The sequence below is a fragment of the Pedobacter nutrimenti genome (assembly GCF_003208655.1).
Taxonomy (GTDB): Bacteria; Bacteroidota; Bacteroidia; order Sphingobacteriales; family Sphingobacteriaceae; genus Pedobacter; species Pedobacter nutrimenti.
This window is the reverse complement of the sequence record NZ_QKLU01000006.1, coordinates 234,205-258,478: the sequence shown is the minus strand read 5'-3', so window position 1 is coordinate 258,478 and position 24,274 is coordinate 234,205. Positions and strand designations below refer to the sequence as shown.

21 protein-coding genes are annotated in these 24,274 nt (G+C 42.0%); 9 read left to right on the top strand and 12 right to left on the bottom strand.

What is annotated here, in order from left to right:
* Window positions 1-16 precede the first annotated feature (16 nt).
* Together B0O44_RS17860 and B0O44_RS17855 are read left to right on the top strand one after the other, a co-directional pair.
* On the top strand, window positions 17-910 hold the full coding sequence (locus B0O44_RS17860) for an ATP-grasp domain-containing protein (protein ID WP_110833532.1): 894 nt from the start codon (window positions 17-19) through the stop codon (window positions 908-910).
* A gap of 4 nt (window positions 911-914) precedes the next feature.
* Complete coding sequence (locus B0O44_RS17855; protein WP_110833530.1) at window positions 915-1,805, top strand: DMT family transporter; 891 nt, start codon at window positions 915-917, stop codon at window positions 1,803-1,805.
* A gap of 108 nt (window positions 1,806-1,913) precedes the next feature.
* On the opposite strand, the gene B0O44_RS17850 is transcribed toward B0O44_RS17855, so the two are convergent.
* The 6 genes from B0O44_RS17850 to B0O44_RS17825 form a co-directional block, all read right to left on the bottom strand.
* Window positions 1,914-2,798 (bottom strand): formylglycine-generating enzyme family protein, encoded by an 885-nt coding sequence (locus tag B0O44_RS17850; RefSeq protein WP_211321405.1) that lies wholly within the window; start codon window positions 2,796-2,798, stop codon window positions 1,914-1,916.
* Window positions 2,746-3,486: a hypothetical protein gene (locus B0O44_RS17845; RefSeq protein ID WP_110833526.1), complete on the bottom strand. Its 741-nt coding sequence runs from the start codon at window positions 3,484-3,486 to the stop codon at window positions 2,746-2,748. Before B0O44_RS17845 ends, B0O44_RS17850 begins: the two co-directional genes overlap by 53 nt.
* 73 nt (window positions 3,487-3,559) lie before the next feature.
* Window positions 3,560-4,087: a hypothetical protein gene (locus B0O44_RS17840; RefSeq protein WP_110833524.1), complete on the bottom strand. Its 528-nt coding sequence runs from the start codon at window positions 4,085-4,087 to the stop codon at window positions 3,560-3,562.
* 5 nt (window positions 4,088-4,092) lie between these two features.
* A complete protein-coding gene (locus tag B0O44_RS17835; protein WP_110833522.1) occupies window positions 4,093-4,686 on the bottom strand; it encodes a hypothetical protein in 594 nt (197 codons plus the stop codon).
* A 157-nt stretch (window positions 4,687-4,843) separates the two neighbouring features.
* Entirely contained in the window at window positions 4,844-5,083 is a 240-nt protein-coding gene (locus B0O44_RS17830; RefSeq protein WP_245943694.1) for a putative quinol monooxygenase, read from the bottom strand.
* A 25-nt stretch (window positions 5,084-5,108) separates the two neighbouring features.
* Complete coding sequence (locus B0O44_RS17825) at window positions 5,109-5,741, bottom strand: NAD(P)H-dependent oxidoreductase (RefSeq protein ID WP_110833517.1); 633 nt, start codon at window positions 5,739-5,741, stop codon at window positions 5,109-5,111.
* A gap of 351 nt (window positions 5,742-6,092) precedes the next feature.
* Between B0O44_RS17825 and B0O44_RS17820 the strand changes: the two genes are divergently transcribed.
* On the top strand, window positions 6,093-6,914 hold the full coding sequence (locus tag B0O44_RS17820) for an NHL repeat-containing protein (RefSeq protein ID WP_110833515.1): 822 nt from the start codon (window positions 6,093-6,095) through the stop codon (window positions 6,912-6,914).
* A gap of 90 nt (window positions 6,915-7,004) precedes the next feature.
* On the top strand, window positions 7,005-9,446 hold the full coding sequence (locus B0O44_RS17815; RefSeq protein WP_110833512.1) for a TonB-dependent receptor: 2,442 nt from the start codon (window positions 7,005-7,007) through the stop codon (window positions 9,444-9,446).
* 77 nt (window positions 9,447-9,523) lie between these two features.
* On the opposite strand, the gene B0O44_RS17810 is transcribed toward B0O44_RS17815, so the two are convergent.
* Window positions 9,524-10,972, bottom strand: a complete 1,449-nt coding sequence (locus tag B0O44_RS17810; protein ID WP_110833510.1) for an APC family permease — start codon at window positions 10,970-10,972, stop codon at window positions 9,524-9,526.
* Between the two features lie 204 nt (window positions 10,973-11,176).
* Here B0O44_RS17810 and B0O44_RS17805 point away from each other — a divergent pair, with 204 nt between their 5' ends.
* The 4 genes from B0O44_RS17805 to B0O44_RS17790 all read left to right on the top strand — a co-directional run bounded on the left by B0O44_RS17805 (window position 11,177) and on the right by B0O44_RS17790 (window position 17,247).
* Window positions 11,177-13,423 carry a sodium-translocating pyrophosphatase gene (locus tag B0O44_RS17805; protein ID WP_110833507.1) on the top strand — a complete coding sequence of 749 codons (2,247 nt, stop codon included), beginning with the start codon at window positions 11,177-11,179 and terminating at the stop codon, window positions 13,421-13,423.
* Between the two features lie 145 nt (window positions 13,424-13,568).
* On the top strand, window positions 13,569-15,044 hold the full coding sequence (locus B0O44_RS17800) for an amino acid permease (RefSeq protein WP_110833506.1): 1,476 nt from the start codon (window positions 13,569-13,571) through the stop codon (window positions 15,042-15,044).
* Between the two features lie 52 nt (window positions 15,045-15,096).
* Window positions 15,097-16,572, top strand: a complete 1,476-nt coding sequence (locus tag B0O44_RS17795; protein WP_110833505.1) for an amino acid permease — start codon at window positions 15,097-15,099, stop codon at window positions 16,570-16,572.
* Window positions 16,573-16,677: 105 nt separating this feature from the next.
* Complete coding sequence (locus B0O44_RS17790) at window positions 16,678-17,247, top strand: MarC family protein (protein WP_110833607.1); 570 nt, start codon at window positions 16,678-16,680, stop codon at window positions 17,245-17,247.
* A 157-nt stretch (window positions 17,248-17,404) separates the two neighbouring features.
* Here B0O44_RS17790 and B0O44_RS17785 read toward each other — a convergent pair whose 3' ends face one another.
* The 5 genes from B0O44_RS17785 to B0O44_RS17765 form a co-directional block, all read right to left on the bottom strand.
* Window positions 17,405-18,568, bottom strand: a complete 1,164-nt coding sequence (locus B0O44_RS17785; protein ID WP_110833503.1) for an RsmB/NOP family class I SAM-dependent RNA methyltransferase — start codon at window positions 18,566-18,568, stop codon at window positions 17,405-17,407.
* Window positions 18,565-19,791, bottom strand: coding sequence for an ABC transporter substrate-binding protein (locus tag B0O44_RS17780; protein WP_110833501.1), 1,227 nt, complete (start codon window positions 19,789-19,791; stop codon window positions 18,565-18,567). The genes B0O44_RS17785 and B0O44_RS17780 overlap by 4 nt, the downstream gene beginning before the upstream one ends.
* The gene (gene guaA / locus B0O44_RS17775; protein ID WP_110833499.1) at window positions 19,748-21,277 is read right to left on the bottom strand and encodes a glutamine-hydrolyzing GMP synthase; all 1,530 of its coding nucleotides are present in this window, start codon (window positions 21,275-21,277) and stop codon (window positions 19,748-19,750) included. Before guaA ends, B0O44_RS17780 begins: the two co-directional genes overlap by 44 nt.
* A gap of 10 nt (window positions 21,278-21,287) precedes the next feature.
* Window positions 21,288-21,734 (bottom strand): deoxycytidylate deaminase, encoded by a 447-nt coding sequence (locus B0O44_RS17770; RefSeq protein WP_170123364.1) that lies wholly within the window; start codon window positions 21,732-21,734, stop codon window positions 21,288-21,290.
* Between the two features lie 100 nt (window positions 21,735-21,834).
* Complete coding sequence (locus B0O44_RS17765) at window positions 21,835-23,442, bottom strand: MFS transporter (protein ID WP_110833496.1); 1,608 nt, start codon at window positions 23,440-23,442, stop codon at window positions 21,835-21,837.
* Window positions 23,443-23,591: 149 nt separating this feature from the next.
* Here B0O44_RS17765 and B0O44_RS17760 point away from each other — a divergent pair, with 149 nt between their 5' ends.
* Window positions 23,592-24,218: a LysE family translocator gene (locus tag B0O44_RS17760; RefSeq protein WP_110833494.1), complete on the top strand. Its 627-nt coding sequence runs from the start codon at window positions 23,592-23,594 to the stop codon at window positions 24,216-24,218.
* Window positions 24,219-24,274 lie beyond the last annotated feature (56 nt).

Here is a 24,274-nt window from a genome sequence, read left to right as displayed (position 1 = left end):
AAAAAAAGAATAAGGGATGAAAATTGCATTAATAAGTTACCAGGTCCAGGAAAAATATACCCTGGGTATTGCCAAAGATGAGGACAGCTTGTTGCTTGACTTTCTTGGTCGCAAAGGCCTGGATGTGGAAAGGGTCATTTGGAATGATCCTACGGTCAATTGGACGGACTTTCAGATTGCCGTGCTGAAATCACCTTGGGACTACCACGAAAACATGAAAGATTTTCTGCGCTGGCTGGACCTGCTGCTGCACCTGGACATCCGGCTATTAAACCCAGATCCGCTGATCCGATGGAACAGCGACAAGCACTACCTGAAGGAAATTGCGGCTGCCGGATTCAAAACCATTCCTTCCCTTTTTCTTGAAAAAGGAGAACAACCTGATTTTATTGCCCTTTTTGAAAAGCTTGGCACGGAAACCATCATTGTTAAACCATGCATCAGTGCCGGAGCAAAAAACACCATAAAAATTCATAAACAGGAGCTTTCTGAAAAAAAAGATGTGGTGCTGAATTTATTAAAAAGGGAAAGTTTCCTAGTTCAGCCTTTTATGGAAGAAGTCCTGACCGGAGAATGGTCTTATTTATTTTTTAACGGAAAGTTTAGCCATAGTTTATTAAAAACCCCTGGAAAAGATGACTTTAGGGTACAGCATTATCATGGGGGAAGCATCAAGCCTGTGACTTCGGCGTCCGAACATATTGAAGCTGCAGCCGCTTATGTAGAACACTTTGCAAAAAATGCACTTTATGCCAGAGTAGATGGTTTAATTCACAAGGGTGAACTTTACCTGATGGAATTGGAGCTCATAGAGCCTTATCTGTTTCTGGATACCCAAAACGATGCTTATGAACATTACTACCAGGCCCTTACCCAGCTGATCGGGCCTTGCGAAAACAAATCTGCATAGGCAAATGAAGGACCATCATTTAAAGGGTTATTTTCTGGCTTTTTCTGCGGCACTGCTCTGGGGAGTTTCAGGTACATTGGTACAATACCTGATCCAGTACAGGGCCATACAGATTGGCTGGCTGGTGACCATACGACTACTCATTTCCGGTTTGTTGCTGCTCGCTTTGTCCTTAACCAAAAAAAAACAAAGCATATGGGACATATGGAAGGATAAAAAAGATGTGCTCCACCTGATCTTGTTTGGGATTTTAGGCACCATGGGGGTGCAGTATACGTACTTTGCCGCTATTGAACATTCCAATGCGGCAACGGCCACCGTACTTCAATACCTTGGCCCAGGAATTATTGTTGCTTATTATGCAGTTTTGAAAAAGCGGTTTCCTGCCGCCTACGAATGTTTAGCCATACTTCTGGCCATAGGCGGAGCTTTTTTACTGGTTACCCACGGAAGTTTTCATTCCTTATCCATATCGGGTGCTGCGCTTTTCTGGGGAATAACCTCGGCCATTACCTATGCTTATTATTCCATTAATCCCATTCGGCTCCTCCAAAAATACCAGGCCACGGATGTAATTGGCTGGGGTATGCTCATCGGTGGTACAGGTTTAAGTTTTATCCACCGCCCCTGGCTTGTTCCGGGCACCTGGGATGAAAAAACATTTTTGTTTACAGCGTTTATTATTTTGTTTGCTACCTTATTTGCCTTTTATGCCTATCTGACTGCTGTAAAATTGATTGGGGCAGAAACAGCAAGCCTTTTGGCTTGCGCGGAACCTTTATCGGCTGCCCTAATGGCTGTGATGTGGTTAAAAGTATCTTTTGGTCTAATGGATTGGGCGGGCACGATATGTATTCTGGTTACCATTATACTGCTGACCAGAAAAAAAAAGTGATTTATTTAGCTCCCTATACAATAAAACAAGTTCAGGAGCGTCTATATATGTGAGAGCGTTAATTTAGATGGCGGGGATATGGTTTCCAAAACTGTATCCCCGCTTCTTTTATAAGCTTTTTAGGTCTTTGGCTACCCTTAAGCCCTGGTTGCTAAATGAAGCATGTGGAGCTATTCTGCCAATATCAAGCGAATTGAAAAAACCACAGGCATTTTTACTGCACCACCAGGATCCTCCCCGTGCATGGGCCACCTTTCTGTTTTTGGGATCTGTCTTTAGCTTTCCTTCACAAAACTCGAATACATTCCCATAAACATCGTATAAACCATACGCATTAGGCTTAAAACTTCCAACAGGTGACGTGTATACATAATCCTCAGAAGAATCTATTGTAAGATGATCACGTCCTTTCCATATGTTGGCATACCTACTGACCTGTTCCACATCATCCCCCCAAAAATACCTGCTTCTGGAACCTGCCCTGGAAGCAATTTCCCATTCTTCCAAGGTGGGCAGGCGGAGCTTTGACCACTGACAATAAGCAAGTGCATCTGCATAACTTATAGTGGTGACCGGGTGGTTCATTTTTTGTTCAATTCCTCCCCTGCTTTTTCCATTGGGGTACCTCCAATAAGCTGTACTGTCGCTCATCCAACGGAATTCTTCCAGACCCGGTTCAAAAACCATTGCATTTTTCAGGCGTTCGGCATCGGTAACATAACCTGTTGCTTTTACAAAATGTTCGAATTCTGTATTGGTGGTCTCCATCGTGGCAATGTAAAAACCGATTGTCCGGACCTTCCTTAAGGGATTGAGTTGTTGTGTTGCCCCTCCTATGGTATAAGCACCCGCGGGTATTTTGACAAACCCACCGCCAGCCTGCTGGCCATACATTTTTCCGGCGAAACCCAAAAGGCCACAACAAAAAAGACCGTAAACTTTAATGACCCCCAGCATAAAATGCACTTGCACGGCTAAGGATGAGCGCTTCATTTGCCGCATTGAAGTTAATAAAACTCTGATAGTCACTCTTTAGCCCATACAATTTAACAAAAGACGCAGAGTTCATAAAAGGTCCGTACTCGTTTTTTTTCATCAATAACATGAGCACTGTGAGGATGTCATAGTCTTTGTGGTCTTGTTTATAGACCTGGATTAAAAAAGGAATGAGTTCACGTCCGTTAACTTCTACAATAGCGGTTTTATAATTCAGTCCCACTCTTTTACTGCGGGTAACGGACTCCTTAATTAAAGCCAGGACAGAATCCCTTTTGCTGTTGAGAAAATTCCTTTGCCTTTCACTCCAGCTGTATTCATCAAAAGCATCCGGAAGTTGCGCAAAAATCTTTTGATCTTCATCCAGAATTGGGGGCATTACGTCACAATTTTGACTGGAGCTTTCTGCATGGAGCATATGATAAGTAAATTTCTCCCTCAACGACAGCTCAAGATAGGCTTTCTGGTTCAGGGGCGCACTGTAATCATCCCCGGAAGGTTTAATTGCCGCAACCAAGGCCTTCACCTTCACTAATCCGTAAGGAGGGACCGTATTTTTTAAACGGTATTTGTGATAGGCCTGGCTACTTGTACTTGCTTCTTTGAAGGCGCCCTCCTGTGCCAAAAGAGATAGGGGAAGGCAAATGCTCAGAAAAAAAAGAGCTGATCTGGTTAACATTTTCATTTTTGTATGGGTAAATGTGTAGGCTAAAGCTAGCGATTTTCTATCTCCTCTAAAAGCCCGGCACTGCAAGTCCTTATTCAATATAAAACCAGGGAATGTCCAGCAGCCCTTTCTTGAGTCGAATTTTTAAAACGGACTTTTCTAAAGAATATTCATATCTGATTCTTGACACTGCTACTTCTGTTTCTGTTTTTTCTGGTCCCCAGGGACTCAAAACGAGATAATAGGTGTCGTTTTTCCCTTTTGAGATTTTTCTGCCCATGACTGTTGCGGAATATTCTTCACCCGCAGAATGATCAAATGTACAGTTAAGCTGTAAAGTTGAGCCCGCGCCATACACCAGTGCAATACAGACAGCAGACAAAAGCCTCGTCTTTAATTTTTCCTTTTTACTTTGGATCAGAAAGAGGATCAGACCCAGCAACAGACTAATCCCCAAAAAGGGCAGCCAGAATGGCTGGTGCTGCAGCAGGTTAAATTCGGAAAGGGAGGTAAACATTAAAACCATACAGGGAATAACCAATCCAATAAAAACACTCCTGTAGGCACTGCTGGCTTTTGCAACAAGTTTAATGAGTCCTTTACTGCTTAGAATAACCATACAGCCTATAAAAGGATAATGGCTTTTAACTCGGAATTTTTATGCGCAAAAAGCGTAAAAAACATAGCCCCACCCATGACGTTATAAACTGTGGAAGCATATTTTGCCCTTTGAAGGGTTGCATTTCTTTCTTCCTGGCTAAGTCCCAGGCGATCATCCTGAAGGATCTCAGTCAGTTCTTGTTTATAATCCTTTTCATTTAAATCCGGAAAAGTTTCCCTGAGCCAGACGATCAGTTGTTCGGCCTGCTCAAAACTGGAATAATTGTTAATGGTGATATTGGCTGAAGGATTGGAGAGGGACTCGAGAATAAGCCTTTTCGCTTCTATCCTTACCCCTTTTATTTCTACTCTAGGCAGTTCTTTTGTACTGAAAAGCCGGCTATAAGTAATGCTGTATTCAGAAATTTCTATTTTAAGCTTAAACAGGTTTAGGGTAACCACAACACAAATACCCATGACAAGCAGAGAAAATAATTTGAGGAAAGGAAAACCGTAGGAAGGGATAAAGAGGATAAAAAGGGCAAATCCGGCCAGCATCAGGACCAAAATCATATAGATGATTTTACCACCAGTGGATAAAGTATAGGCTCCTTCCATTTGACAGATTCTTTATCCAAAATAAGAAATTATTTTTTCCCCGGCGCACAATAAAAAGAAAACTTCAACGCTTAATATATTGAGAGCGTTAATTAGATGATGGGGATATGGTTAATCTTAACCGTATCCCCGTTTCTATTTAAGACAATGCCCAGCTTCAGGAGCTTATTTTTTCTGTCTGGTGGAGGAGTACCTGCCCATCTATAATATCCTGTGAAGCTTTTATAAATTTCGCGATATGGGCCTGGCTATTGTGCAGATCAAATCCTTCCCGATCCGCCCATTCTTCATGAAAAATGAAAAGTTCAGCAGCAGTTGCAGACTGGTGCAAATCGTACTGTAAACAGGCTTCTTCTTCTCTGGAAGCAGTTGTCAGTTCCAGAAGCAAAGACTTCATCCTTTCGGCTTGCCCCGGCTTGGCTTTAATTATTGCGGTCAAATACAGGCTCATTTTCGTAAACTTCAGGTATAAAAATTTTATTTAAATGTGCCGTATATCTGTCCAGATCACGAACCATATCGGCATTCTTTTCCACATCATGAAAATGAATTCCTTCAAGGGCCTTCATTCCGGTAAATGCATTCATTCTGTGAAAACCAAATAAGACCCCTTCATCAACGCTACGCTCATTGAAAAACTCTCCTGGCAGGGTAAAGGCAGTCTCGGGTGCATTCCAGGAGGAAGTCACCATATATTGTTTTCCATGCAAACTCCCTCCGGTACCATAATTAATGGCAGGGTTTTCTGAACTTCGGCCATCGCTGGTGTAAATACCCTTCTGATGACCTTCAGTAAAGACGACATCAATATATTTTTTAAGCCCATAAGGAACATGAAACCACCAGATGGGGGTGTGATAGATGACTACATCAGCCCATACATAATTTTCGACCTCTTGCGCCGGATCGTAACTTTCATTAATATCAGTTGACCTGACTTCAAAGTCCTGTTCTGCGCTAAAAAATTTCAGGCTCGCCTCAAAAATCGTTTTGTTAAATTTCCCGCCGGAGTGTTCAAAAATTTGCCCTCCGTTAATTACAAATATCTTTTTCATTTCGTATTTTCTTTTAAAACAGCACAAAATTACCGCAGTCTAAATCATTATCAAAATAACATAAATCATATCAATCCATTATAATTATAATACATAAGAAGATTTATTTTACCTTGCTCCAAAAAAAAATTCACTTTTTTTTATTCAGGCACAATAAAAGATCAAATTGTACGCTTTAGTATATGAGAGCGTTAATTTAGATGGCGGGGATACAGTTCAAGGACGGTATCCCCGTTTCTTTTATGTCAAAATTGCTGCATATTTAGCTCAGCAAATAGAATGGTTTTACAGCCCCTTTTTTCTTTACTGTTCTTTTATATACTATCTTAGATTGGTGCAAAAATTCCCCGTATGAACAAGTATTTATTCCTGGCCTTCCTTATAGGATCATCTATACAACTTAAAGCGCAACACAGTTTAACCAAATTATGGGAAACAGACACTGTTGTCAACCTACCAGAGTCTGTTTTACCAGATGCAAAAGCAAAATTGCTTTATACTTCGGTAATGGGCAATAATCCAAATGATAAAGATGGTATTGGCGGGGTCGCAAAAATAGGGATGGATGGTAAAGTGATTGACCTCAATTGGATCCAGGGACTGAACGCACCAAAAGGACTGACCAGATATGGAAACACCATGTATGCAGCAGACTTAACAGATGTGGTGGTTATTGACATTGCCAAAGGTAAAGTACTTCGTAAAATCCCTATTGAAGGGACTAAATTTCTAAACGATATTACCGTTAGCAGTAAGGGCATTGTTTATGTTTCGGATTCCAAAACAAAAAGAATTTATGAAATTCAGAATGATGTTCCGGTACTTTACCTGGACAGCATTGCCGGTGTAAATGGCCTGAAGGCCATCGGAGAAGATTTATACATTGTCGGCGGCAGACATATTCTCAAGGCTGACCCCTCTAAAAAACTAACAAAAATAGCAGAGCTTCCTTATGGGGGCGATGGACTCGAGCCTGTTGGCAATGGTGATTTTCTTTTCACTTGCTGGGCGGGTTATGTTTATTATGTTCATGCGGATGGCAAGTACGAGCTTTTGCTGGACACCCACCAGGAAAAGAAAAACACTGCTGATCTGGGTTACGATCCGATAAAACGCATTCTTTACATTCCTACATTCTGGAAAAAAAGTGTAATGGCTTATCAGTTGAAGTAAGTTTTTTGTGTTAAAATAATATAATCAATATTATTTGTATTTAATCTAAATAAGCCTTTGTTTTGCAGTCGAAACATTCAAGACAGCATTATGAAGAAAAATTTACACCTAATTTTATGCTTTTTAACATTAGCCGGAGGACTTCGGGCGCAAACCATCACCGGAAGGGTAAACGATGGCAACAACCCGCTCTCGGGAGCCAATATAAAGATAGAGGGTAAAAAAGCCCAGACCAGCACCAACGAAAAAGGCGAGTATACCCTGAAAATCGAGCCGGGAACCTATAACCTGATGGCCAGCTATATTGGTTATGCCAAATTTATCCAAAAGATCAGTTTACAGCAGGGGCAGACTTTAAACCTCGATGTTGTATTGCGGCCAAGTACAGATATGGATGAACTGGTGGTTGTTTCTTCACGTAAACCAAGTAAAATCAGTGATATTCCAGGAACGGTTTGGGTAGTGGACAATCAAAAACTGCAAGAACAAATTCGGGCCGGAGTACCTTTAAAAGAAGCATTGGCCCAGTTAATCCCTGGTCTGGATGCAGGCCCGCAGGGAAGGACCAATTATGGACAGAATTTAAGGGGCAGAAATGTACTGGTTATGATTGATGGGGTTTCTTTAAACAGTACCCGTGGGATCAGCAGGCAGTTTGACTCCGTAGATCCTTTTAATATAGAACGCATTGAAGTCCTTTCCGGAGCTAGCGCAATTTATGGAGGTGGTGCAACCGGAGGTATTGTTAACATTATTACCAAAAAAGGCCAGAGTGGTCCTGCTGCATTTACTTCTGAGGCCGGTGCACGCAGTGGGCTTAGAAACAAAAGTGATCATGACATTCGTTTTGCCCAGGCCATATCAGGTGGCAATAATGACTTTAAAGGTCGTATAGGCATTGCTTTTCAAAAAAACAATGCTGCTTTTGATGCCAGTAACAAACAGATCTTTACAGACATCACCCAAACAGACCTTCAGTACAACCGTACTTTTGACATCTTTGCAAATACAGAGTTTAAACTTACAGAAAAACAAAGCCTTCGTTTTAACGCCCAGTATTATAACTCTGCTTATGACGGGACCAAAGATTTATACCTGGGGGCCAACCTGGCAGGATTACTCAGCAATCCCAAGCTCTTGGAATTGCGCGATGGCTTTAGTTCTTCTGTAGTGCCGAAAACGTCAAGGGCATCTATTTCTGCTGATTATCATGCGGCAGATATACTGGGTGGCCAGGATTTGTATGTACAGGCCCTGAGCAGGAACGAGAAATTCAGTTTCCATCCATTTCCCAACTCCATCCGAAACGCATCGATACCAGGAGGAGGGTTACTCTATAGTGGCTCATCCATACAAAACACACGGTACAGCGCATTGAAACTGGTTTTATCCAAACAATGGACTGCCTTGAATTTTACTTACGGCATTGATGCAGACAATGAGAAATTTGATGCCCAGCAGGTTTTATTTGACCGGGCACTTTCAGCAAGCAGTGGCGGACTGGTCAATAACGGAATTGCGACTGTAGGCCGCTATCCTGGCTTTAACGTAAATGGTTTGTCCGGATTTTTCCAGGCGCAATGGAATCTGAGCAGCAAACTGAGTTTATCAGCTGGGCTAAGACAGCAAAGGATGTATGTAAAAGTAAATGATTTCGCCGGAGCAGATGTACAATCTTTAATTGCTTATGGTTTGGGAAAAACGGCTGATGTTATTCCCGGTGGCAAAAACCATTATGATGTCAACCTGTTCAATGCGGGTCTGGTTTACAAAATCACTGCCCCAGAGCAGGTGTGGTTAAACTTTGCCCAGGGATTTTCACTCGCAGATCCGGCCAAATATTATGGCCAGGGCAGTTATCAACTGAATGGCTTGAACTGGAAATTACTTAACGGAACAAGTGTGGGTACTTCTCCTTTAACCGGAATCAAAACCCAGCAGCTCGAAGCGGGCTGGCGTCACCGCAGTAAGGTTGTAAATGCACAATTTGCAGCCTTTTATTCCTGGTCGGACAAAAACCTGAAAACCATACCGATTACCCTTGCAGTAGATGTGATTGACCAGAAACGCAGAAATTACGGTGCAGAGGCTTCTGTTTCGGTGAACCTGAACAATGGTTTTGAAATTGGCGGAAACGGCATGTACATCAAATCACAAAACAAACCAGCCGATTCGTGGAAACTTCAGGACATTAGCGACGCAAGCCCATCTAAAGCGGCGGCTTACCTGGGTTGGAGAAACCAGGCTTTTGGTCTCAAAGTACAGGCTTTCCGCTCTTTTGACTTAAAAGAAGAACCTAAAGATGGTTTAACAAACCAAATTAAAGGATATACGACGCTGGACTTACTTGGCAATATCAAATTACCATTAGGCACTCTTAATTTTGGGGTTCAGAACCTGCTGAACAAAGATTACCAAAGCATCTGGAGCCAACGTTCACAAGTGCTTTATAAAGGACTTGCAACACCGGAAACCTTTTCTTATTTGGGCAGGGGCAGAACTTATAATTTAACCTATACCATCAATTACTAGGTTAAGATCAATTATTAAAATAAGCAAAAACGGCGGTGTCTTTCCAGACACCGCCGTTTTTGCTTAAAATTTATGCCTTAAACTTCTTCTTTGGATTTTGTTAAATAATACACCGGGATACCCAGTAACATAATCAGTACCCCCCATCCACAGGTATTTGTTTTGTAAACGAGCAGGGCAATACAAAGTGCAGAGGCCACCAGGATATACAAAAAGGGTAAAACAGGATAACCAAAAGCTTTATAAGGGCGGTCTGCATTGGGCATTTTTCTTCTCAATATGAAAATACCATAAATGGTCAGGATATAAAAAATCAGTACAATAATGACCACAAAATCAAGCAAGGCACCATACTTACCTGTTAAGCATAAGGCTGAAGCCCAGATCCCCTGAATCCATAAGGCCCAGGCAGGCACATCTGAGCGGTTTAAACTGGCTGCCCTTTTGAAGAACAGACCATCTTTTGCCATGGTGTAATAAACCCTCGCTCCTGCCATAATCAAACCATTGTTACAGGCAAAAGTAGAAATCATAATCATTACTGCAATAATGATGGTCCCGGCCTGCCCAAAGATATACTGGGCTGCGGCAACTGCTACCCGGTCTGATTTGGCTGTTGCAATCTCGTTTAAAGGAAGAACCGATACATACATGACATTGGCCAGAATATAAATGATGCTCACAATAAGCGTCCCCAGAAATAAGCTTAAACCTACGTTTCTTTGCGGATTTTTTATTTCTCCGGCAATAAAAGTTACCCCTGCCCAGGCATCACTTGAAAAGAGAGAACCCACCATTGCAGCTGAAATACCTGAAACCAGCAAAGTCCCGCTAATGGGTGCCCAAGTCATGCTTTCCATATTGAATGAACGTGAAGGCCAGGCATCGGCCCAGTTGGCGTTCCATACTTCAGCCTTCGCCCCAAGGGTAAAACCAAAAATGATCAGACCAAAAAGGGAAAGAATTTTAATAATGGTCAATACAGTTTGAAGGATTTTACTGTCTTTTACCCCTCTGCTGTTGATATAGGTTAGAAAAACAATCGTGACAATGGAAACCAGTTGTGCTGCACTAATAGAATAATACTCAGGCAAGCCTTTACCATCGGTTCCAATTTGCATTTGCCAAAGCAGGTTGTTTTCACTAAAAGGTTCATACAGATAGGCCGCAAATTTGGAAAAAGCGACGCCTACTGCCGCGATCGTACCTGTTTGAATGACACCAAAAAGACTCCAGCCATATAAAAATGCGATCAGTTTATTGTAGGCTTCCTTTAAATAGACATATTGTCCGCCTGCTTTTGGGAACATCGCACTAAGTTCACCATAACTTATGGCCGCGGTCATGGTGATCAGGGCTGTTGCCACCCAGATCAGAATGAGCCAGCCGGCTGAACCGACCTGCCTTGCAATATCGGCACTTACAATAAAAATTCCGGAACCGATCATGGAGCCCACGACCAGCATGGTTCCGTCGAGAAGGCCCAATTCCCTTTTAAAAGAGTCGCCTTGGTTGTCTTTTTCCATTTGTTTTTTGGTTGGTTTGGTTGTTTATTTTTTTGGTCCCCGCTAAGGTATTTAAAAAAATGAATAATAAAATAGGTACCTGTTCTTCTGGGGATTAAAAATTTGCTTATGTGCTAAACACTTTTATTTTTGTATATATTAGCATGAACCAGCGGGTCAGTTTTCCATGCAAATACAACCAATCTAACCAAATACAATTAATTTATGGAGTTTTTACAAAACAATTTAATTTACATGATACCAGTCTTCGGACTGGTAGGAATCCTGGTCATGGCCATACAAAGTGCCTGGGTAAGCAGACAGGATGCTGGCGATGCCAACATGTCTGAGCTTGCCGGACACATTGCCGATGGAGCAATGGCCTTTTTGAAAGCAGAATGGAAAGTACTCACCTATTTCGTGATCATAGCCGGTGCTTTACTGGCCTGGTCAGGAACAATGGAGGGTTCAACCGAAACTCCAATCCACTCCAGCCCTATTATTGCGGTTGCTTTTCTGATCGGGGCTGTTTTTTCCGCATTTGCCGGATACCTGGGTATGCGAATCGCCACAAAAGCCAACGTAAGGACCACGCAAGCTGCTAGAACCAGTTTAGCCAAAGCACTTAAAGTTTCGTTTACAGGTGGAACCGTAATGGGTTTCGGAGTCGCCGGCCTTGCCATCTTTGGACTGGGCGGTCTTTTTATTGTTTTGTATTACAGCTTTGTTCCGGCCGGTTCACTTGCTTCGGGGGTTGATATGAAAAAAACCATTGAGGTTCTGGCCGGATTCTCCCTGGGCGCAGAAAGTATTGCCCTTTTTGCCCGTGTAGGCGGAGGTATTTACACCAAAGCGGCCGACGTGGGCGCCGATCTGGTGGGTAAAGTAGAGGCAGGTATTCCGGAAGATGATGTGCGCAACCCGGCAACAATTGCAGATAATGTGGGGGACAACGTGGGTGATGTCGCAGGCATGGGTGCCGATCTTTTCGGATCCTATGTTGCAACTATTCTTGCCACGATGGTACTGGGACAGGAGATTAAATCAACAGACCAGTTTGGCGGTATGGCGCCCATCCTACTCCCGATGCTCATTGCCGGTCTGGGTCTCATTTTTTCTATCGTTTCTTCCTGGTTTGTAAAAATCAGTAAAGAAACTGACAGTGTACAAAATGCTTTAAACATCGGAAACTGGCTCTCAATTGTTCTGACTGGTATCGCTTCTTATTTTGCCGTACAGTGGATGTTGCCTGCAACCATGTCCATCAGGGGTTTTGAATTTACTTCTATGGCCGTGTTTTGCTCCATCCTGGTTGGGCTGGTTGTTGGAACCTTAATGAGCCTGATTACAGAATATTATACGGCAATGGGCAAACGCCCTGTCCGTTCCATCATCAACCAGTCTTCTACTGGTCATGCCACCAATATTATCGGGGGGCTTTCTGTTGGAATGGAATCAACAGTACTTCCTATTCTTGTCCTCGCCGCCGGAATTTATGGTTCTTATCATTTTGCCGGGTTTTACGGCGTAGCCATTGCAGCAGCAGGTATGATGGCCACTACGGCAATGCAATTGGCCATTGATGCTTTTGGTCCGATTGCAGATAATGCAGGGGGTATTGCTGAAATGAGTGGTTTACCCAAAGAAGTTAGGGAAAGGACCGATAACCTGGACGCTGTGGGAAATACCACTGCTGCAACAGGTAAGGGATTTGCGATTGCTTCTGCAGCCTTAACCTCTCTGGCCTTGTTTGCCGCCTTTGCAGGAATTTCCGGAATAACGGCAATAGATATCTATAAAGCCAATGTCCTTGCCGGTTTATTTGTAGGGGGCATGATTCCTTTTATATTTTCATCTTTATGTATTTCTGCTGTTGGACGTGCCGCAATGGCTATGGTTCAGGAGGTCCGCAGACAGTTCCGGGAAATTCCGGGGATTATGGAATACAAAGCGAAACCTGAATACGAAAAATGTGTTGCCATTTCTACCAATGCATCCATCCGCGAAATGATGCTACCAGGTGCCATTGCCCTGATTGTTCCATTGATTGTTGGTTTCACCTTCGGACCGGAGGTTTTAGGAGGACTACTGGCCGGGGTAACCGTATCCGGAGTTTTGATGGGGATATTTCAGTCCAACGCAGGTGGTGCCTGGGACAATGCAAAAAAATCCTTTGAAAAAGGAGTAATGATCAATGGTAAAATGGAATATAAAGGATCTGATCCGCATAAGGCCTCTGTAACCGGGGATACTGTAGGGGATCCTTTTAAAGATACTTCCGGTCCTTCCATGAACATTCTCATTAAGCTGATGTCTATTGTATCTTTAATTATTGCCCCTCATATTGCTGTTGGTGTGCATGGAAATGCGAAAGCAATAACCCCCAAAGAAATTAAAATCAATGCATCAGGTCAATCTGCTATTGCCAGGGCCGATGCGATAAAAACTGAAACCGGCATCAAACCGGACTAAGCTAAATCACTATTATTGTTACTGTTAAAAGGGATTCTTGTATAAGAATCCCTTTTCTTTTTAAAGATTTTTTAATTAGGTTTGGGCCTGAAGATTTTACATTAAACAAACATTCATAAAAAAAACTTAAACTAAACCTCAAACTATGTTATTTAAAAAATCTATAGCTTCTCTGATTCAGGAGGCTAATGAGAGTGGTGAAGGCACCCTGAAGCGTACGCTGTCGAGCTTCAATCTGGTGGCTTTAGGTGTGGGTGCCATTATTGGTGCAGGGCTATTCTCTCTTACAGGTATAGCCGCAGCAGACAATGCCGGGCCTGCAGTTATACTTTCCTTCATCATTGCAGCTGTAGGTTGCGGTTTCGCCGGACTTTGTTATGCCGAGTTTGCTTCTATGATTCCTGTCGCTGGAAGTGCCTATACTTATTCCTATGCCACTATGGGTGAGTTTATGGCCTGGATCATCGGATGGGACCTTGTCCTGGAATATGCCCTGGGTTCTGCAACTGTCGCTTCGAGCTGGTCACAGTATTTTTCGCAGTTCTTATTGGAATTTGGAATTCAGTTTCCAACAAACCTTTTGCACGGCCCCTGGGAAGGTGGTATAGTGAACCTGCCTGCGATTATTATCGTCTGTCTTCTTTCTCTATTGCTGATGAAAGGAACCAAAGATTCTTCTTTTGTCAATAATATTCTGGTTATTGTAAAGGTTTCTGTGGTTTTAATTTTTATTGTCTTGGGATGGAGTTTTATCAATCCTGCGAATCATCATCCATTTATTCCGCCAAATGCGGGTGAAGAGGCCGTAAAAGCAGGCACCAAAGGATTCTTAGAATTTTTTACCAGTGCCGATTTTGGTCACTTCGGTATTAGTGGTGTACTCAGGGGGGCAGGTGTTGTATTTTTTGCTTTTATTGGTTTCGATGCCGTAAGTACTGCAGCTCAGGAAGCCAAAAATCCACAGAAAGGTATGCCTGTTGGTATTATAGGTTCACTGGTGGTTTGTACATTACTATATGTCCTGTTCTCTTATGTCATGACAGGATTGGAAAATTACACCAAATTTGTTGGGGACGCCAAGCCGGTTGCCACAGCTTTTGCACAAACCGGTTATACTTTCCTTAACCGCTTTCTGATGATTGCAATCCTTGCCGGTTATACTTCGGTCATCCTGGTGCTCTTGTTGGGACAAAGCCGGGTTTTCTATAGTATGAGTAAAGATGGTTTATTGCCTAAAGTATTTTCGGACCTGCACAAAAAGAACCAGACACCATGGAAAACAAATCTCGTGTTTATGATTTTTGTGAGCATTTTCGCTGGCTTTGTTCCCGTTTCAGATCTTGGCCATATGGTGAGCATCGGTACCCTGTTTGCTTTCTCTCTGGTTTGTATAGGTGTTTTGATTTTAAGAAAAACCGATCCATCCCAGGTAAGACCTTTCCGGACACCCTGGGTGCCTTTGGTTCCGATCCTGGGAATCCTGGTTTGCGTATTGATGATGGCTTCTTTACCTATTGTCAGCTGGGAACGTCTGGCCATCTGGATGGCCTTAGGCATTGTTATTTACTATACTTACAGTAAAAAGCACAGTAAGATCAGAAATGAGCATAAAAATGCCTAAATTTCAGGCCAATCAGATCATTTAAAAGAACAATTTAACCATCAAACCATATATGTTATTTAAAAAATCTATTCCACAACTGCTTGCTGAGGCTAACGAAAGTGGTGAGGGTACCTTAAAACGCTCTTTAACCAGTTTCAACCTGGTGGCTTTAGGAGTTGGCGCTATTATTGGAGCAGGCCTGTTTTCCCTTACAGGAATTGCTGCTGCAGACAATGCCGGTCCGGCAGTGATCCTTTCCTTTATTATTGCTGCTGTAGGTTGTGGATTTGCCGGGCTTTGTTATGCTGAATTTGCATCTATGATTCCTGTTGCGGGAAGTGCTTATACCTATTCTTATGCGACTATGGGTGAATTTATGGCCTGGATTATTGGCTGGGACCTTGTCCTTGAATATGCATTGAGTGCAGCTACGGTGGCCTCCAGCTGGTCACAATATTTCTCGCAGTTTTTGCTGGAGTTTGGGATTAAATTTCCAGACCATTTACTGCATGGCCCCTGGGAAGGTGGGGTAGTCAATCTTCCGGCAATTATTATTGTTTGCCTCCTTTCCCTATTGTTAATGAAGGGGACCAAAGATTCTTCTTTTGTGAACAATATCCTGGTGATTGTAAAAGTAGCCGTGGTATTGATTTTTATTGCTTTGGGATGGGGCTTTATCAATGCAGCCAATCATCATCCATTTATTCCGCCTAATGCCGGAGAAGAAGCGGTAAAGGCCGGAACAAAAGGTTTTCTTGATTTCTTCACCAGTCCGGATTTTGGACGTTTTGGCATCAGCGGGGTACTTAGGGGCGCCGGTGTGGTTTTCTTTGCTTTTATTGGCTTTGATGCCGTCAGTACTGCCGCGCAGGAAGCCAAAAACCCTCAAAAAGGCATGCCCGTTGGGATTATCGGTTCACTGGTGGTTTGTACCATACTTTATGTATTGTTTGCTTATGTAATGACAGGATTGGAAAACTACACCAAATTCGCAGGTGATGCCAAACCGGTTGCTACTGCTTTTGCCCAAACCGGTTACACTTTCCTAAACCGCTTTCTGATGATTGCCATTCTAGCAGGTTACACCTCTGTGATCCTGGTGATGTTATTAGGTCAAAGCCGTGTGTTTTACAGCATGAGTAAAGATGGCCTGTTGCCAAAGATCTTTTCTGACTTACATAAGAAAAACCAGACCCCATGGAAAACCAACCTGGTCTTTATGGTCTTCGTAAGCATATTTACAGGTTTCGTACCGGTATCTGACTTAGGACATATGGTGAGCATTGGTACTCTATTTGCCTTCTCACTGGTTTGTATCGGGGTATTGATTTTAAGAAAAACCAATCCAGGACTGGAAAGACCATTCCGCACACCATGGGTACCTTTAATTCCGATTCTGGGTATACTTGTTTGCGTGTTGATGATGGCTTCTTTACCTATTGTCAGCTGGGAGCGTTTAGCCATATGGATGGCCCTGGGGGTAGTTATTTATTTTGCCTACAGTAAAAAACACAGTAAGATCAGAAATGAACATAACGCAGGTTAAAATCCATTTCCATTAAGAGATAAAAAATAAGAGGCAGGCCTTAGGGTCTGCCTCTTATTTTTTATCAGCAATTATTATGTAGCTTTGTATTTTAAATTAATGGTTATGGAATTTAATTTCAGACAGATCCTCTCGACTTCAATGGTGCTTTTTGCCATCATCGATATTTTAGGCGCCATTCCGGTAGTCATCGAACTTCGCAGGAAAGCCGGCCATATTCAATCCGAAAAAGCCAGTATTGTGGCCACTGTACTCATGATCATTTTTTTGTTTGCAGGAGAGACACTACTCAAAGTTATTGGCCTTGACGTAGAATCATTTGCCATTGCCGGATCTTTTGTTATTTTCTTTATTGCTATGGAAATGGTCCTTGGACTGACCATATTCAAAGAGGGTGATGCACCGGAAACGGTATCTATCGTCCCCCTTGCTTTTCCACTTATAGCCGGTGCAGGAACCATGACGACCTTACTTTCTTTAAAAACAGAATATGCGACCCAAAACATTATTGTGGGCATCATCATTAATATGATATTCGTATATTTTGTTCTAAAAAACACAGAACGTCTTGAAAAACTTTTTGGCAAATCGGGGCTTAATGTATTGAGGAAGGCTTTTGGTATTATTCTCCTCGCGATTGCAATTAAGTTGTTCAGAAACAATACGGGGCTGTAACTTTTTAGCCTCGGCTGCGTCTAATTACAAAAAAAAGCTCATGAACAGCTTTGAACAATTTACCCTGATCATAGGCCTCCTTGCCGTGGGCATCGAAGCTTTCCAATACCTTAAACGAAAGGTACTGGATTGGTTTGGCCTGCACCACAAAAAATAGCTAGTTTTTAATCAGTCTGGCAGCAAACATCGTATCTGCTTTTTCCTGATAGCCTTTAATGACCTCCATTTTTTCCAGCCTCAGGCCATACTCCTGCTGCAACCATGCAACGACTTCTTCATTTTCTGCCTTAAACACAGAGCAGGTGATGTAAATTAAAGGCTTACCGGGTTTAAGGTATTTAATCACATTTGCGGCAATACTTTTTTGCAATTTGCTAAAATAGCTGATCCTGTGTGCTTCAAAATAACTCAGCATTTCGGGTGTCCGTCCCCAGGTCCCCGAGCCCGAACAAGGGGCATCCAGAATAATTCCGTCAAAAGAATAATGATGAAGTTCCTGATCGTTGTTCACAAGCAGATCAAGTACTTTCTTTTGATATTTTTTCAAACCGGCCAACCTAAAACGTTCTTCCAGGTTCTGCAGGCTGCTTGCACGAACATCACTGACCAGAAGCTCTATTTTTGGTTCCAAATCGTATAGAAGTAAGGACTTTCCACCTGAAGCGGCACAACAATCCCACCAGTAATCATATTTTTTGGGCTCAAAAATATTTCCTGTCTTTTGCGAAGAAAGGTCTTGAACCTGATAATTTATATTTTCGGGCAAAACCTGCTCCAGTTTTGTTCCGTTTGGTAAGGCAAAGGTTGTTTCATTCAGGTCACGTACAACAATACCTGCCTCCTTTAGTGTATTTAACGCAGCCAGGGAATAGGCCTGGGGTACCCGGATAAACAGATCCGGCTGAATCAAAAAGGATAAACAAAACGCTTCCTGATCTATGCTCTGTGAAAGTGATTCAGGAAATGGGAAGATATCCTTATGGTCAAAGGATGGGTAAAGATCTTTTATTAAAGTAATTTTCGCATTTAGCGGAAGATCAACCTGCTGAGAAAAGTGTGGCAGATAGGTATCAATGACCATACTGCTTTGTCCATTACATAAAAAGTCGGCAACAGCGAGTCGATGAACAGGTTGCTCCTTTGGCAACGCCTTGCCTAAACGAAAAAAACTATATAAATAACGGCTGGCCCAACGTCTGTCCGATGAGCCCATCTGTTTGTTTTTTTTAAAATAAGCCACCAAAAACCGGTGAAGGGGCAATTGGGCATCATAGCTTTTCAATAGCTGCTCAAAAGCCCTTATTTGGTGTTCTATTCTCATTCTATGCTGTTTAAGGTATAGTCTTTATACTTAAGTAACATTAAGCTGGTATTGATGTAGCCATTTTGGTCATCATATATAAAACTAAAAGAATTGTGAAGACCTTTATATTTTTCCTTTGTCAAATATTTACGATAGCTTTCTCCGTGCTCCCCAAGAAGATGACCAAAGAAATAACCAATATCAAACCCTTTGAAGGCGTATTCACTTGGTTCAAAATTATAAGCTGTTCTGTACTTTCTGATAAAGTCAATAACAGCAGGACTCTTATAATTAACCTTGTACGAAGAGGTGACAATTGTATTTAAAGCCTGTAGTTTTTCAGTTGTATAATTTTGCTTTACCCAGTCCGGATGACCAAAAAGATCAATATTAAAACCAGCCTTTTGCATTTTCAGCAGTTTATCAATGGTTGCCGCAACAAAGGGCCTGTCCGAAGAACTCAGCAAAATGGCATACTTTTTTGCTTTTGAGGCTTTTGTCTCCAGGCTGAAAGCAGAAGCATACTCTTCGAACTTAAATTTTTTGCCTTTCTCTGATTGAAAATATGTTCTTAAAGGAGCACCCAGTATTTCATCGGCCTCTTTTTTTGTACTGATTAACACCACGACTGTATTTTCAGGATTATACCTCCTGCTGATGTAGTTCCCAATTTTACCGGCATGCAAATCAATATTATTCACAATAGACACCAGATTTGGATTCCCAAATTCAGAAGGCTGGCTGGCCGCTAAGGGGGACACGATGGTCAAATCATTTTTTGCTGCGTAGGCTGCAATATATTTTTGTCCGTCCGGGAATACCGGTCCAACAATAAGATTACTTTGCAGCAAGCTATTGTTCCTGATCAGGTTTTCAATTCGGGTATTGTCGTCCCGGGTATCAAACACCTGCAGTTTAAAGTTCAGGCCAGCCGAGGCTGCAGAGTCAATTCCCATTTTAAAGCCCTGATAAAAATCAATCGCCATGGAATACCGCTCTATACTTAATTTATTTGCAGGAGTAGCTTTGAATTCATTCAGTTTGAAAGGGACAAGTAAAGCCACAGAAGCCTGGGTAAATTTCTTTACAGGTTTTACCTCTTCTTTCTTGACTTCTTCTGTAACTTTAGTCTTGCCGGGCCGTACCTTACGGGAACAAGCCGTCAGGCACAATCCGGCAAGAACAAGTATTATATATTTATTCCCACTCAATCGTCGCAGGTGGTTTAGAACTGATATCATATACTACCCGGTTTATTCCTTTTACTTTGTTTATAATTTCATTAGAAATTTTAGCGAGTATATTATATGGCAAATGGCACCAGTCGGCGGTCATTCCATCCACAGATTCTACAGCCCTGAGGCAAATTACATTTTCGTAAGTACGCTCATCGCCCATTACTCCAACAGATTGTACCGGCAGAAAAATCGCCCCTGCCTGCCATACTTTATCATAGAGACCGGCTTCTTTAAGATTGTTGATGTAAATGGCATCTGCTTCCTGCAAAATAGCCACCTTGTCGGCGGTTACTTCTCCAAGAATCCTGATGGCCAGTCCCGGTCCCGGGAAAGGATGGCGTCCTATAATGAAGTCTTCCAGACCTAAAGAACGGCCTACTCTTCTGACCTCATCCTTGAACAGGGTATTTAGTGGCTCAACAACCTGAAGCTTCATAAAATCGGGCAACCCTCCAACATTATGATGTGATTTTATTGTTGCCGAAGGTCCTTTAACCGAAACAGATTCGATCACATCCGGATAAATAGTTCCCTGGGCCAACCACTTTACGTCTTGTACCAGGTGCGCCTCATCGTCAAATACCTCAATAAAAACCCTTCCAATCGCTTTTCTTTTCAATTCCGGGTCTTTTACACCCGCCAGCTGGCTCAAGAAGCGATCTTTTGCATCTACCCCTTTAATGTTCAGACCAAGGTGTTTATATTGTTCCAAAACGGCTTCATATTCATCTTTACGAAGTAATCCGTTGTCTACAAAAATACAATGAAGGTTTTTACCTATAGCTTTGTGCAACAGGATGGCCGCAACACTGGAATCGACCCCACCCGAAAGGGCAAGAACAACTTTATCATTACCCAATTTTTCCTGAAGTGCTGCAATGGTGGTTTCCACAAAAGCATCAGGGGTCCATTGCTGGTGACAGCCGCAGACATCTACCAGGAAATTTTGAAGCAATTGTTTTCCATCCAGGCTATGGGTAACTTCGGGATGGAATTGTATCGCATAAGTTTCTGTATTTTTAACCTGAAAAGCAGCTACTCTGACGCTATCTGTACTTGCAATCAGTTCAAAATCTTCAGGAATAGTTGTAATGGTATCCCCGTGTGACATCCAAACCTGGGAGTCTGAGGCAATACCTTTAAAAAGTTTATTATCGGCAGCTACATAATTCAGATTTGCCCTTCCATACTCCCTGGTGGATGAAGCTTGTACATCCCCACCTGATTGCTGTGCAATATATTGCGCCCCGTAGCAGACCGCAAGTACCGGATATTTTTTATGGAACCTGCTCAGGTCAATTTGAGGGGCATCTTCCTGCCGGACAGAGTAAGGACTACCGGAGAAGATAACACCTTTTACATCGGAAGAAAATTCAGGGATGTTGTTGAAAGGATATATTTCGCAATAAACGTTTAATTCGCGAACCCTGCGTGCAATTAACTGTGTATATTGAGATCCAAAATCGAGAATTATGATTTTTTCTAGCATGGACACAAAGTTAGTATTTATTCACTTCTACACCGAATCTTTTTAAGAAATCAACACCTTCATCACTAGCCAGTCCTTTGTAAGCCGCATAAGAGTCTTTATAAATTACTGTTTTAATTCCCGAGGAAAGAATCAGTCTCGCGCAGGCTATACATGGAGAAAGCGTAGTGTACAAAGTTGCACCTTCAATATTGGAACCATTTTTTGTGGCAAACAGAATGGCATTTTCCTCAGCATGTAAAGCAAGTGAACAGCTGCCTCTCGAATCTCTTTCACAACCGGTTTCCGGCCATTCTTCATCGCAATTGTGCGTACCCGAAGGCGGACCATTATACCCGATAGATATGATTCTGGTATCCTTGGTCAAAACTGCCCCAACCTGGGCCCTAACACAATGTGACCTCACCGAAAGGTCAGACGCCAGGTGCATAAATATCTCTTTAAAACTCTTTTTCATCTCCTATGCTGATTAAATGTCCTTTATCAGGCAAATATAGATTAAAAAAAAACTCCCTCCTTTATGCAGGGAGAGAGTTTTTTGTTTAAAATGATTTATTCTAATGACCTCCTTCGGCCTCAATCTGTTCTACATTAATTCCTTGTTTTTTTAATTCTCCACTAACCTTCCAGGCAAAGAAAATCAGATAGGCAAAGCCCAGGGCAGGCACAATATAAGAGTTGTGTATTCCACTTGTATCGGCAAGGAAGCCTTGTACCGGAGGAATAATTGCCCCACCAAGAATCATCATAATCAGGAAAGAGGAGCCCTGACTTGTATATTTTCCAAGACCAGTAATTGACAATGCAAAAATTGAAGGCCACATAATTGAGCAGCACAAACCGCCGCTGATAAAGGCAAATACAGCAACATCACCTTTGGTCAACAGACCAACAACCATCGCAATGACGCCCAGTGTACCAAAAATAGCCAGGGTTTTTGCTGGTTTTTCCTGACCAATAAAAAAGGCTACAATCATCACTGCAATAGATATGGCATATACGTATAAATTACCCACGTTTGTACCTGTAAAGTGGTTGACCAGTAAAACAATTGCAAATGCAATAAAAGGTACTATAACGGTCAGTGTATTTCTGGTTGTTTTAGAAATGTTAAAAGCACTAACCGCGCCCGTCCAACGGCCAATCATCATACTGCCCCAATACAAAGAGATATATTGTTTAATATCGGATTCTGCCAAACCGCCAAAGTCTTTAAGGTTAAGTAATGCCCCAAGATTACTTTGAATGGTCACTTCGGTACCTACATAAATAAAAATAGCCAGCATACCTAAAATCAACTGAGGATATTGCATTGCTCCCCATTGTCCTGGATTTGATTTTTTAGTGCTGTATACATAAAGCAAGGCCAAAACAATAATACCAAGAGAAGAATAAACAAAAATTTCTTTATTCCAACCCGTTAATTTAACCAGTGGGTCTGCAGCAAGCATCATTAAAAATCCAAGGATCATAATCAAAAGAGGACCATTGGATTTAGAACTTGATTCCAGTTTCTCATTGCTGGTTACTTCTGGCAGCTTGGATATCCCGAAGAATACGGCTACAGCAAAGAAAAGACCGGCCAATATATAATACAGATTATTAATAGAAGTAATGTCAACTTCTTTGGCCACTGCGTCATTTGCAGTTCCAAACAAAACAACACTCACAATCACAGGTCCCATCAGGCCACCGAAATTATTGATACCTCCGGCCAGATTTAAACGGTGCGTTCCGCTTTCCGGAGCACCCAAAGCAACCACAAATGGCTGGGCTGCAGTTTGCTGCAGTGAAAAACCAACTGCAATCACAAAAAATGCCAGTAAAATAAATCCGAACAACCCAGAATGGACTGCAGGGATCATCAGCAGTGCGCCTGCCGCGGAAATGACCAGACCGGCTATAATGCCTTTTTTATACCCAATTTTGTTTAAAATATCTACTTTACTCGCCTGAGAAGCAAAATACAGGATCAGCGAGCCAATAAAATATCCCCCGTAGAAAGTAAAATCGATCAGTTGGGATTCAAACTGGGTTAAACTGAAATGGGTTTTACAAAATGGGATAAAGATACCATTTGAAGCCGCCACAAATCCCCAAAAGAAAAACACTGTAATGATCGTATACAGCGCCGTTCCATAATTTTTTTGTGATTGTTGTTCCATGTGTCTGGTTAGTGAATAGTTTTAGGTTCTAAACTTAAATAAAAATTATTGTTTGCCAAAGTGTAATGTTTACACGCTAAAACTAGTGAAAAAAATAGGAGTTTTTAGGGTTTAAAATTGCATATTGCATAAAAATACGTTTAGGTTAGATGTTTGAAGCAATATTACAAGGGATAGGTGCAGGGATTTTATTTTCGTTTTTAACGGGACCTGTATTCTTCTCCATGATCAAAACAAGTATTGAGAAAGGATTTAAAGCGGGATTTTCTTTAGCGGTAGGCGTAATACTAAGTGACATCATATTCATCAGTGCAACCATATTCAGTTCTCAGTTTGTAGATTACAACTCCAAATACAATCAATACATAGGAATTATTGGCGGGCTGTTTTTACTGGGCATAGGCTTGTACTACCTCATCAAAAAAGTCAAGGTCAATTACCAGATTGACGAAAAGATCAAGATCAGAAAAAGAGGATACATTATAAAAGGTTTTTTGATGTGCCTGTTATCTCCCACTACATTAATGTTCTGGATTATGGTTGGCGGGATTGTTTCGGTGCAACTCCATTACGAGATGGCAGAAAAAGTTGTTTTTTTTGTTATTGCTATGGCCACCCAGCTTTCTGTAGACTCCGTTAAAACTTATTATGCCGCAAAACTTCGTTACAAAATCAAGGAGAAATCCATACAGACTTTAAACCGCATTGCAGGTGCGGTTATCCTGATCTTCGCCATCAGATTGTTTGTTGAAGTTATCCTGAAATACCACCGTTAATAAATTCATATCCGATATAAAAAAATGCCCTGCCTTGTAAAAAGGCAGGGCATTTC

Coding starts and splice junctions, on each gene's coding strand:
- B0O44_RS17860 (WP_110833532.1), top strand. CDS start 17: ATGAAAATTGCATTAATAAGTTACCAGGTCCAGGAAAAATATACCCTG.
- B0O44_RS17855 (WP_110833530.1), top strand. CDS start 915: ATGAAGGACCATCATTTAAAGGGTTATTTTCTGGCTTTTTCTGCGGCA.
- B0O44_RS17850 (WP_211321405.1), bottom strand. CDS start 2,798: ATGAAGCGCTCATCCTTAGCCGTGCAAGTGCATTTTATGCTGGGGGTC.
- B0O44_RS17845 (WP_110833526.1), bottom strand. CDS start 3,486: ATGAAAATGTTAACCAGATCAGCTCTTTTTTTTCTGAGCATTTGCCTT.
- B0O44_RS17840 (WP_110833524.1), bottom strand. CDS start 4,087: ATGGTTATTCTAAGCAGTAAAGGACTCATTAAACTTGTTGCAAAAGCC.
- B0O44_RS17835 (WP_110833522.1), bottom strand. CDS start 4,686: ATGGAAGGAGCCTATACTTTATCCACTGGTGGTAAAATCATCTATATG.
- B0O44_RS17830 (WP_245943694.1), bottom strand. CDS start 5,083: ATGAAGTCTTTGCTTCTGGAACTGACAACTGCTTCCAGAGAAGAAGAA.
- B0O44_RS17825 (WP_110833517.1), bottom strand. CDS start 5,741: ATGAAAAAGATATTTGTAATTAACGGAGGGCAAATTTTTGAACACTCC.
- B0O44_RS17820 (WP_110833515.1), top strand. CDS start 6,093: ATGAACAAGTATTTATTCCTGGCCTTCCTTATAGGATCATCTATACAA.
- B0O44_RS17815 (WP_110833512.1), top strand. CDS start 7,005: ATGAAGAAAAATTTACACCTAATTTTATGCTTTTTAACATTAGCCGGA.
- B0O44_RS17810 (WP_110833510.1), bottom strand. CDS start 10,972: ATGGAAAAAGACAACCAAGGCGACTCTTTTAAAAGGGAATTGGGCCTT.
- B0O44_RS17805 (WP_110833507.1), top strand. CDS start 11,177: ATGGAGTTTTTACAAAACAATTTAATTTACATGATACCAGTCTTCGGA.
- B0O44_RS17800 (WP_110833506.1), top strand. CDS start 13,569: ATGTTATTTAAAAAATCTATAGCTTCTCTGATTCAGGAGGCTAATGAG.
- B0O44_RS17795 (WP_110833505.1), top strand. CDS start 15,097: ATGTTATTTAAAAAATCTATTCCACAACTGCTTGCTGAGGCTAACGAA.
- B0O44_RS17790 (WP_110833607.1), top strand. CDS start 16,678: ATGGAATTTAATTTCAGACAGATCCTCTCGACTTCAATGGTGCTTTTT.
- B0O44_RS17785 (WP_110833503.1), bottom strand. CDS start 18,568: ATGAGAATAGAACACCAAATAAGGGCTTTTGAGCAGCTATTGAAAAGC.
- B0O44_RS17780 (WP_110833501.1), bottom strand. CDS start 19,791: ATGATATCAGTTCTAAACCACCTGCGACGATTGAGTGGGAATAAATAT.
- guaA (WP_110833499.1), bottom strand. CDS start 21,277: ATGCTAGAAAAAATCATAATTCTCGATTTTGGATCTCAATATACACAG.
- B0O44_RS17770 (WP_170123364.1), bottom strand. CDS start 21,734: ATGAAAAAGAGTTTTAAAGAGATATTTATGCACCTGGCGTCTGACCTT.
- B0O44_RS17765 (WP_110833496.1), bottom strand. CDS start 23,442: ATGGAACAACAATCACAAAAAAATTATGGAACGGCGCTGTATACGATC.
- B0O44_RS17760 (WP_110833494.1), top strand. CDS start 23,592: ATGTTTGAAGCAATATTACAAGGGATAGGTGCAGGGATTTTATTTTCG.